The 7,904-nt window shown below is 70.9% G+C and carries 6 protein-coding genes, 1 tRNA gene and 2 pseudogenes; 3 read left to right on the top strand and 6 right to left on the bottom strand.

The features are described 5' to 3' along the window. Positions 1 to 109: 109 nt before the first annotated feature. The gene (locus tag EYW49_RS07340; protein ID WP_131307722.1) at positions 110 to 1,099 is read left to right on the top strand and encodes an Hsp33 family molecular chaperone; all 990 of its coding nucleotides are present in this window, start codon (positions 110 to 112) and stop codon (positions 1,097 to 1,099) included. Positions 1,100 to 1,108: 9 nt separating this feature from the next. On the opposite strand, the pseudogene EYW49_RS23590 reads toward EYW49_RS07340, so the two are convergent. The 4 genes and pseudogenes from EYW49_RS23590 to EYW49_RS07360 all read right to left on the bottom strand — a co-directional run. Beyond that, positions 1,109 to 1,429 (bottom strand): annotated as a pseudogene (locus EYW49_RS23590) (SIMPL domain-containing protein); the annotation flags it as partial. A 40-nt stretch (positions 1,430 to 1,469) separates the two neighbouring features. Next, a pseudogene (locus EYW49_RS23720) lies at positions 1,470 to 1,874 on the bottom strand (SIMPL domain-containing protein); the annotation flags it as partial. A 117-nt stretch (positions 1,875 to 1,991) separates the two neighbouring features. Then, entirely contained in the window at positions 1,992 to 2,639 is a 648-nt protein-coding gene (locus tag EYW49_RS07355; protein WP_131307726.1) for an alpha/beta family hydrolase, read from the bottom strand. Between the two features lie 55 nt (positions 2,640 to 2,694). Further along, positions 2,695 to 3,603, bottom strand: a complete 909-nt coding sequence (locus EYW49_RS07360) for a transporter substrate-binding domain-containing protein (protein WP_131307728.1) — start codon at positions 3,601 to 3,603, stop codon at positions 2,695 to 2,697. A 124-nt stretch (positions 3,604 to 3,727) separates the two neighbouring features. On the opposite strand from EYW49_RS07360, the gene EYW49_RS07365 reads away from it, so the two are divergent. Next, a complete protein-coding gene (locus EYW49_RS07365; RefSeq protein WP_131307730.1) occupies positions 3,728 to 5,491 on the top strand; it encodes a glycosyltransferase in 1,764 nt (587 codons plus the stop codon). Positions 5,492 to 5,865: 374 nt separating this feature from the next. Beyond that, positions 5,866 to 5,940 (top strand) — tRNA-Gly (locus EYW49_RS07370). Between the two features lie 660 nt (positions 5,941 to 6,600). Here the strand turns inward: EYW49_RS07370 and EYW49_RS07375 are convergent. Both EYW49_RS07375 and EYW49_RS07385 read right to left on the bottom strand, forming a co-directional pair. Then, positions 6,601 to 7,482 (bottom strand): hypothetical protein, encoded by an 882-nt coding sequence (locus EYW49_RS07375; RefSeq protein ID WP_165498165.1) that lies wholly within the window; start codon positions 7,480 to 7,482, stop codon positions 6,601 to 6,603. A 240-nt stretch (positions 7,483 to 7,722) separates the two neighbouring features. Continuing rightward, on the bottom strand, positions 7,723 to 7,904 hold a 182-nt coding region (locus EYW49_RS07385; RefSeq protein WP_206365403.1), incomplete at its 5' end, for a transposase.

Genomic DNA, 7,904 nt, shown 5'->3' on the forward strand with positions numbered 1-7,904 from the left:
CGACCCTCCGCTCCGACCCGCCGATCGCGGGACGGGGCGGGCGGTCGCCGTCGCCCCTTCGGCGCCCGTGGACCGGACCGCCGCCCACCCTCCGACTTCGGGATCTGCCATGACCGCGCCGTCCGCACCGCCTTCGGCGGCCCTCGATTCCGTGCTGCCCTATGCCGTGCCGTCGCTCGACCTGCGCGGCCGGGTGGTGCGTCTCGGGCCGGCGCTGGACGCCATCCTCGCCCGCCACGCCTATCCGACCCCGGTCGCCCGCCTGCTCGCCGAGGCCATCGCCCTGACCTCGCTGCTCGGCACGGCGCTGAAGTTCGAAGGCCGTTTCGTGCTCCAGACCCGCACCGACGGGCCGGTGTCGATGCTGATCGTCGATTTCCAGACCCCCGACGGCCTGCGCGCCTATGCGAGCTTCGATGCCGAAGCGGTCGAAGCGGCGATCGCGCAAGGCAGCGCCACGCCCGCCGATCTCCTCGGCCGCGGCCATCTCGCCATGACCATCGACCAGGGCGGCGACATGAACCGCTACCAGGGCGTGGTCGCCCTCGACCACACCGGCCTCGAGGAGGTCGCGCACGTCTGGTTCCAGCAGTCCGAGCAGATCCCGACCAAGGTCCGCCTGGCGGTCGCCGAGGAACTGACCCGCCTGCCCGGCGGCGGCACCCGCCACGCCTGGCGCGCCGGCGGCCTGCTCGCCCAGTTCCTGCCCGAGAGCGAAGATCGCCGCCGCGCCCGCGACCTCCATCCCGGCGACGCCCCCGAGGGCACCGACCTGCCGGAGGTCGCCGACGACGACGCCTGGACCGAGGCCGAGGCCCTGGTCGCGACCATCGAGGACCTCGAGCTGACCGACCCGGAGGTCTCCGCCGAGCGCCTGCTCTTTCGCCTGTTCCACGAACGCGGCGCGCGGGTGTTCGAGCCGCAGACGTTGGTCGAGCGCTGCCGCTGCTCGCGCGAGCGGGTCGAGGACATGCTCGGCCAGTTCACCGCCGAACAGGTCGAGGACATGACCGTCGACGGCGCGATCGTCGTCACCTGCGAGTTCTGCTCGACCAAGTACACCTTCGATCCGGCGACGGTCCGCCCGCCGGCGGCGTGACGCCGGGCCTCACGGCGCGAGGCTCTCGACGATCACCTGGGTCACTCCCGTGAGTCGCGTCGTGCCCGGCAGGATGGTGAACCGGATCTCCGGTCCCGGCGGCTTGCGGGCGAGATCGGCGGCGCCGCCTTCGGACCAATGCTCGGTGTCGTAGATCGCCAGCACCCGCCCGGGCCGACCACCGGCCGCCTCGATCAGGCCGCGCGCCTTGGCGATCGCCGACTTGAGCGCGTCGCGCTCGAGCCCGGCGACGATCTCGCGCTCGTCGGAAACCGTGAACGAGGTCCCGGTCAGTGAGCCGCCGGCACCGGCGACGGCCGCGACCACGGCCTTCGAGGCGCTGGCGGCCTTCCGGCTTGTCGATGCCGTCGACCCGGATGGTCAGGCCATAGCTGGCATCGACGCCGATCTTCGCCCGCTTTTCGACGATCTCGCGCCCGTTCGGATCGCGCGTGACGTCGTAGACGTCCTGCGCCGTGGGCCCACGGGACTTGATCCGGTCGTCGGTGACGCCGGTGCCGTGGATCGCCGCGACCAGCCGCTCGGTCTTGACCGCCAGCGCCGCATAGGCCGCGCCGGCATCGGCGCCGCGGGCGGCCACCTCGACGGTGATCCCGCCGCGATCCGGCACCCGCTCGGCCTCGGCGGAGCTCCGGACCTGGACATAGGGGATGCCGGGGAAGCGCTCGCAGTCGCCGGCGAAGGCCGGTGCCACGGCGAACGCCAGGGCGAGGACGATCGACATCGAGACGGCGGGGACGAGGGACGGATTCATCGGGGCTCTCCTCCGACGCCGGGTGGCGTCGGAGCGATCTGGCCCCCGCTCTCGGGCGAATCTGCGGCGATCACCACCCTAGCGTGTGACCGATCGCCGCGCCCGCGCGCCCCCCGCTCACTCCCCGACGAAGGCCAGGGCGAAGGCGGCGAGCGTCGTGCAGGCGTGCTGGATGTTGGTCTTCAGCGTCGCCGGCGAGGCGCCCGGCGGACCGAAGTCGTGGCTGCCGTCGGGGATCCATTCGAACCGTACCCGGTCGCCGACCGCCAGCGCTTCGACCTCGGCGCGGTTGCCGAATTCGTCGCGCTCGCCCTGCAGCACCAGGACCGGCAACAGCCCGACCTGGAGCGGCGCCAGACGGATCTCCTCGGGCCGCCCGGGCCCATGGAACGGATAGCCGAGACAGGCGACGCCCGCGACCCGCGGGTCGAGCGGCAGGCCGGCGGCCATCGCCGCGATCCGCCCGCCCATCGACTTGCCGCCGACGATCAGCGGTCCGACGCAGCGCGGATCGGCGGCGCAGGCAACCGCCGCGGCGGCGAAGGCCGGCACCAGCGTCTCGGCCTTCGGCGGCGGCCGCTTCTTGCCGGTCGTGCGGCGCTTGGCCATGTAGTCGAATTCGAAGCGCGCCACCGCCACGCCGAGGGTCCCCAAACCTTCGGCGATGCGCGTCATGAAGCTCGAATCCATCGGCGCTCCGGCACCATGGGCGAGCAGCACGGTGGCGCGGGCGTCGTCGGGGGTGGTCCACAGAAAATCGGGCATGGGGTATCCGGTACCGGAGGAGAGGGGAGGGGAGGACGATCGGCGCCGGGCGCCGTCAGTAATAGCCGCGCGGGAACCAGCGTTGGTAGAGTTCGGTCAGCCGGCCGTCTTCGCCGAGCTTCTGCAGCGCGTAGTCGACGCTCTGTTTGAGACGGCGGTTGCCCTTGGCGACGGCGATCCGCAGGCCCTCGCCGAAATAGCCGCTCTCGGTCCAGGCCGCACCGCGGAAGTCGCAGCAGCCGCGACTCGCGGTGCCCGACAGCCAGAACGACAGCGACAGCGCGTCGCCGAAATGCGCCTCGACCCGGCCGTCGCGCAGCGCGTCGCGCGCCGCGGTCTCGTCCGGATAGGCGGCGACCCGCGCCGCCGGGAAGGTCGCGAGCACGAAGGCCTCGTGCGCCGATCCCGAGACCACCGAGATCCACCGCCCGGCGAGCCCTTCCGGGGTCGCCGTCGCCGTCGCTCCGACCCGCACCACGAAGCGCCCCGGGGTGGTCAGATAGGCATCGGAGGTGTCGAGCTTCGGCCGCAGCTCCGGCGTCACCTTGAGCCCGGCGATGATCGCGTCGCCGCGCTTGTCGCCGAGCGCCGCCACCAGATCGCCGAAGGGCCGCATCTGCAGGGTGCAGGTCGCCTCCAGCACCTCGCAGATCGACCGTGCCAATTCGACGTGGAAGCCGATCAGCCGCCCCTCGGAATCGAGGAAGGCGAAGGGCGGAAAATCGCCGGAGGTCAGGAAACGGATCGCGCCGACGTCGGCGGTCGGCTTCGGAACCCGGTTCTTGCGATCCCAGAAGGCCGGCGGCACCGCCCCCGCCGAATCCGCCGGGCGCACCACCGCGGGCGGCGGCGTCGTTCCGGTCTCGGCGGCGACGGCACCGGCCGACGCGGCCGCCGTCAGCATCGCCACGGCCATCGCCCGGACGGCTTTGCGCGAGACAGAAACGGCGAAAGATGCAATCATGGCGAGTATCCGGTTGCGTGGGGCCACCCGTCGAGGAACGGCGACTCCCGCGCGCGACACTAGAACATGGTCCGGCGCCGTGGGAACGGCTTTCGCATGCCCGCGCGCCGATCGGGGGGCTTCGATGGATCCGACCCGGGCCGCCCGCCGGCGGCAGACGGACGAGCGACGCCGTTCGGGGTTGCCGTCGCCCGGGATCGCGGATGGCGAGACGCGACGGTGGCGCGCCGTCGCCGCCGATCTCGGCGTCGCCTTCTTCGCCGACCTCGCCCCCGAGCCGCTGCCCGCGGACGCCGAGCCGCCGCCGCCGGCGGTATTCGCGCGGGTCGATCGCCTGCTCGTCGCGCCCCCCGGCGGTGAGATCGTGCTGATCGCCGCTCCCGCCGAAGCCGCGCGGGCCGCGACCCGCGCCCATCTCGCTGCGCGTCCCGGCTTGCGCGCGCGCTTCGCCGTCGCCGCGCCCCGCGTCCTGCGCCGCGCCCTGATCGCCCGCTTCGCCCTCGCCCTGGCACGCCGGGCGGTGAATGCGGTCCGCGACCACGATCCCGTCCTGTCGGCGGCGTCCCGCTGCGAGCCCTGGCAGATCGCCCTGGTGGCGGCGGTCGGCCTCGCCTGGATCGCCGCCGCCGCCTCGCTCTCCGACACCCTGGTGGTGGCCTGGACGGCGCTGTTCCTGCTGCTCGGCTTCGCGCGGGCGGCGATCGCCGATTCCGTCCCCCTGGTCGTCCCGCCGCCGGCGCTCGCCGACGCCGAACTACCCCACTTCGCGGTGTTGGTGCCGATCCACGACGAGGCGCCGGTGGTCGCCGATCTGGTCGCGGCGCTGGGCCGCCTCGACTATCCCGCCGATCGCCTCGCGGTGCGCCTGGTGGTCGAGGCCGACGACGCCGCCACCCTGGCGGCGGCCGAAGCGGCGGTCGCCGACACGGCGATCGAGACGATCCGGGTGCCGCCGTCGCAACCGCGCACCAAACCCAAGGCGCTCGACTTCGCGCTCGCCACCGTCGATGCCGATCTGGTCTGCGTCTACGACGCCGAGGATCGGCCCGACCCCGACCAACTGCGCCGCGCCGCCGCCGCCTTCAGCGCCGGTCCGCCCGATCTCGCGGTGGTCCAGGCGGCGCTGGAGATCGACCATGTCGAGGCCGATCGCACCTGGTTGGTGCGCCAGTTCGAGATCGAGTACGCCATGCTGTTCCACGGCCTGTTGCCCTGGCTGGCGGCCAACGATCTGTTCCTGCCGCTCGGCGGCACCTCGAACCATTTTCGCCGCGACTCCCTGGTGGCGGTCGGCGGCTGGGATCCGCACAACGTCACCGAGGATGCCGACGTCGCCGTGCGCCTCGCCCGCGCCGGCTGGCGGCTCGGGGTGGTCGACTCGGTCACCGGCGAGGAGGCGCCGGCCGACCCCCGCGGCTGGCTCGCCCAGCGGGTGCGCTGGCAGAAGGGTTGGATGCAGACCTGGCTGGTGCACATGCGCCGGCCGCGGCGGCTCCACCGCGAACTCGGGTGGCGCCGGGCGGTGGTGTTTCATCTGGTGATCGGCGGTCAACTGGCCTCGGCCTTCGTCTTTCTGCCGAGCGTGGTGTTGATCGGCCTTCATCTCTGCGGCGTGCTGCCTTTCCTCGACGATCGCGACTTCGTCGACGACCTCGTCCTGGTCGGCAGCCTCACCGCCCACGCCATGGGGCTCGCCGGTGGCATCGCCTTGGCCAACGAGGTCGGCCGCCGCTCGGACCGCCCGCCGCGGCTGCGCGATCTCCTGACCATGCCGGTCTATTGGGCGCTGATCTCGTTGGCCGCCCATCGCGCGCTGATCGAACTGATCGTCGCGCCGCATCGCTGGAACAAGACCTCCCACGGCCACGTCGCCCGCCGCCGGCGGTGAGCGGGTGAGGTGGGCGCCGGGGAAGGCCAGGGAAGGGTTGCAGCCACGGCCGCGGCGAGGGTGCCGGTGGGGAGGGGGCGGGGAAGTGCGAGCAGGGGAGGCGGGGATGGATCGGGGGCGGTCGCAGCGCCGACGGCCACGCCGACTTCGCCGACGGCCACGCCGACTTCGCCGACGCGGCCGGTGGCGACACTGGCCCGGACGGTGGTCGCTGCCCCGTCCCCCGGTCGCCGGCGCACACGGCGATTGCCGCCCTGACGGCTATTCGCAGCGCCCGCGGCGATCGCCACACCGGGCCCCGATCGTTCCGGGCGACGGAGGCACCGCCCCTCTTGCGCGACGCGGGTCGAGGAGTCTATGTGTGGGGCGCTCGAGCGGGCGTAGTTCAGAGGTAGAACGTCAGCTTCCCAAGCTGAATGTCGTGGGTTCGATTCCCATCGCCCGCTCCAGCCCATCCCATCGAAATTATTTTATTTTTGGATTTGACCTCGATCGCTGATCGGGACCTCTTTCGGTCTGGGTCACCAATAGGTCGCCAAACAGAGCGATTTCACACGCGCCGAGGCTCGGCTCTGTTCCCGCGAATATGGCGCGTCAGAGGCCCATCCCCCTCGTTGGTCGCTACCCCCTCCGAGAATACCCCTTTCCCTTGGCAATCCATTCCACGCCACGAAGTCCAGGAGCGTTTCTCCCCTCTTTCCGGAGTACCCTTTTTCTCCCTTATGGGAATTGGGTCGTCCAAGTCGTCCAAGGTCACCTATCATAAATTTTTTCAATGAGTTGAGCGGACGGCTCGGTGGTGAAAAGTCGTCCACGGGTCGACCAGGGTCGTCCACTCCCCCGACGCTGGGGTGACGTGGGGAAAGCAATTGAAGCCGTTATCTTTCTGAACTGTCGGAAGTTCTTGCCGCCGGCAGAAAAAATTCTGCGCGTGGGATCCCAACCGGTAACGGGCCCCTGTCGGCTCAAGGATTTAAACCCCCTCCCCCCTGCGGGACGAGGCGGTCGCACCAGTCGAGTGCCCTGAACGACGACCACCGCCATCCCCTTCATGGTCAGGGTTCAGCGGTGGTGCCACTCAGGAAGACGGGGGGCGGGGCGAAGGCGGGTCAGGCGCCGACGGCCGGCGCAATCGAGATGGTGCGTGTTCCCGAGTGCTTTCGATCGACGCGGAACCCCTGCTGCCGGAGCAGGGGTGCAACGCGGTCGACGCGACTGCCGAGGGAGTTCGATGTCTGAGGCCAGAGCCTCAGCCGCCGCGACGCATCGGAGGCGCGGAGGTTGAGCGCGGCGAGTAGCTCTGTCGGGGTGCCGTTCCATCCCGACGGGTATTCGGCGCGGACCATGTCGCGGATCGCCACGGCAATGGGATCGGCTTCGAACGTGGTCTCGGCGACGTCCGACAGGTTCTCCGCATAGGCGGCGAGGAACGCTCCATGTTCGAAGCCGAGAGCGGGTTCACAGGCCGTGGCGAAGCTGGCGAAGTCGGCCATTCGGGGCGACCGCGCCAGCTTCACCGAAGGCAGACGCCGCAGGCCGGTCGACAGGGCATCGAGCAGTGCGCCGAGAACACGCGGGGCGGTGGTTGCCCATGCTCCCCAGAACTCCGCCTCGGTTCGCCGCTCGTTGTCGGGGATCGGTCGCAACCGAACCGTCACGGCGCGCGAGGCGAGGTCAGGCCGATCGGTCAGGGACGGGATACCGTTGAGGATGATCGGCCTCATCGCCTGCATGACGCTCTCGTCGCGGTCGGTGTGGAGCATGCGGGAGGCGAAACCACCGCCGGTCGCGAGCCGGCAGAGCGCATCGCTCAACCAGTTCGGCACGCTGGACAGGTTGTCCAGGGCGATGACGTGGGAGTTCACTGCGCCGACGACGAGGTCACGGTCATCCTTCGGCACGGCGCGGATGGGCGCGGCGTTGGGGTCGACCAGGCTTCGCACCAGGCGCGAGATCGTCGACTTGCCCGTTCCTTGTTCACCGGAGAACACGAGGACGGGATAGGGACCGAGCGCGCGGCCTCGCCCATGTCGCCGTTTGTGTGGAGGAACGCGGCAAGGGCGATGAGATCGCCACCCTTGTCGCCGGTCGAGAAGTCGCCCCAGCGACCGGTGCGCAAATTCACCTTGAACGACCCGGGGCGGTGGTCGGTGCGGGTCGGATTGGATCGTGTCCCGAGAGGTGGTGTAGCTGACCGGTGGCCAGCGGGCGCGCCGATATGGGCGGCGTCCTCAGGCCGCCATGTTCGGCAGGCCGAGGACGGCAGGATCATCGTCGATGGCGGCGATCGTTTCCAGCGTCATGTAGCGGGAGCGTTGGACGGCCCATTCGTCGTTCTGTTCGAGCAGGATCGCCCCGACCAACCGGACGATGGCATCTTCGTTGGGGAAGATGCCGACGACCTCGGTTCGGC

Source organism: Siculibacillus lacustris (genome assembly GCF_004328075.1).
GTDB lineage: Bacteria > Pseudomonadota > Alphaproteobacteria > Rhizobiales > Ancalomicrobiaceae > Siculibacillus > Siculibacillus lacustris.

Coding starts and splice junctions, on each gene's coding strand:
- EYW49_RS07355 (WP_131307726.1), bottom strand. CDS start 2,639: ATGCCCGATTTTCTGTGGACCACCCCCGACGACGCCCGCGCCACCGTG.
- EYW49_RS07340 (WP_131307722.1), top strand. CDS start 110: ATGACCGCGCCGTCCGCACCGCCTTCGGCGGCCCTCGATTCCGTGCTG.
- EYW49_RS07360 (WP_131307728.1), bottom strand. CDS start 3,603: ATGATTGCATCTTTCGCCGTTTCTGTCTCGCGCAAAGCCGTCCGGGCG.
- EYW49_RS07365 (WP_131307730.1), top strand. CDS start 3,728: ATGGATCCGACCCGGGCCGCCCGCCGGCGGCAGACGGACGAGCGACGC.